Here is a 1,960-nt window from a genome sequence, read left to right on the forward strand (position 1 = left end):
TCCGATCAAAGACCGGCCAGTTTTCGGCACTGAAGATCACTCCCTGGGTCAGCAACTTTGGCATCAAATACCTCGCGATGAACGAGGGGATTTTGATGCCGGCAAAGAGAAGGCTGACCATGAGACATTTGCGACAAATGCTGCGGCTTGCGGCAAGCGGAACGAGCTCGCGTGAGATTGCCGTCGTGTTGGGAATTGCGCGAAGCACGGTGCAGGATAATCTGCAGCGCGCAGCGGCGGTTGGGTTAAACTGGCCCTTGCCTGGGGACCTTACTGACGATGCGCTGGAGAGCAAACTCTTCGCTCGGAATGGCATCAAACAGGGCACGAGAAGGCGGGTCGAGCCCAATTGGTCCGATCTTGCCATCGAGCTCAAGAAGCCCGGCGTTACCATGCTCATCCTGTGGGAGGAGTATCGTGGGTCGCACCCCGACGGTTACGGCTATAGCCGCTTTTGTGAACTCCTGCGTGGTTTCCAACAGCGGCTTTCACCGACGATGCGCCAGGAGCATGCGGCCGGCGACAAGGTGTTCGTCGACTATTCCGGCAAGAAGATCCCGATCGTTGATCGCAAGACCGGTGAGATCCGAGAGGCAGAGATCTTCGTGGCGGTGCTCGGTGCATCGAGCTTCACCTATGCGGAGGCGACCTGGACGCAAACGCTCCCCGACTGGATCGGCTCGCATGTCCGGATGTTTCGCTTCTTCGGCGGCGTTCCCCCGGCTGATCGTTCCCGACAATCTGAAGTCAGGCGTCAGTCGTGCCAGCTTTTACGATCCCGAGATCAACCGCAGCTACGGCATGATGGCCTCTCATTACGGCGTCGGCGTACTTCCAGCACGGCCAAAACGTCCGCGGGATAAATCGAAAGTGGAAAATGGAGTGCGTTTCGCCCAGTCCGCTATTTTGGGGCGGCTGCGCAATCAGACTTTCTTCTCGCTGGCTGAGGCCAATGCCGCCATCAGCCAGGCACTCGATCGCATCAACGATCACGTCATGCGCCGACTGGGTGTCAGTCGCCGGCAACTGTTTGAGAGTGTCGAGCGTGCCGCACTCGCAAGCCTTCCTGTCGAAGACTACGAATTCGCCGAATGGCGTTTGGCCCGTGTCTCGACGGATTACCACGTCGAGTTCAAAACCTTCCTCTATTCCGTGCCGCACAGCCTCATTCGCCAGCAGGTCGATCTGAGGGCGACAGCACGCACCATCGAGATCTTCCACCGCGGCAAGCGCGTCGCCGTCCATCAGCGCCGCTATGGCGGTCCTCGCCATGGAACCGACCCGGATCACATGCCCAGTTCCCACCGGCGCTATGCCGAGTGGACACCGGATCGCTTTCAGCGCTGGGGCGCATCCATCGGCCCCCAGACAGAAGGTCTGGTCATCGCAATCCTTGCCAGTCGTCCGCATCCCGAACAGGGCTTTCGAACATGCCTGGGTGTCCTGCGCCTGTTTCGCGACATCGAACGCAATCGTGCCGAAGCCGTATCAGCACGCGCCGTCGAGATCGGTGGACTGAACTGCAAAAGCATTGCTTCGCTCCTGGCCAACCACAAGGCCGCCCGCCATTCCACCGAGCCAACCGCCATTGTCGATCACGCCAATCTGCGTGGCCCTGATTACTTTCATTGAGGAAACACACCAATGCTGATCAATCCCACCATCGATATGCTGCGCGAACTCGGCCTTTACGGCATGGCCACAGCCTTCCAGGAGCTCGATGCACAATCAGAAGCGCGCGGCCTCGAGCATGGAGAATGGCTTGCCATACTGCTCGAACGCGCGAGGCTACCATGCGCCGCCAGAAGCGTTTCGAAGCCCGCGCCAGGGCCGCAAAACTTCGCCATGACGCGCAGATCGAGAATGCCGACTTCCGTGCTGCACGCGGTCTCGACCGCAATCTGTTCATGGCACTTGCCGGCTGCGACTGGATCAGAAAGCACCACAGCCTCCTCGTCAC

General features: G+C 59.5%; 2 pseudogenes. Both read left to right on the top strand.

The features are described from left to right. Positions 1-119 precede the first annotated feature (119 nt). Positions 120-1,632: pseudogene (gene istA / locus BSG20_RS35200) on the top strand (IS21 family transposase). A gap of 12 nt (positions 1,633-1,644) precedes the next feature. Continuing rightward, positions 1,645-1,960: pseudogene (locus BSG20_RS35205) on the top strand (ATP-binding protein); the annotation flags it as partial.

The sequence above is a fragment of the Rhizobium tibeticum genome (assembly GCF_900110205.1).
GTDB classification, from domain to species: Bacteria; Pseudomonadota; Alphaproteobacteria; order Rhizobiales; family Rhizobiaceae; genus Rhizobium; species Rhizobium tibeticum.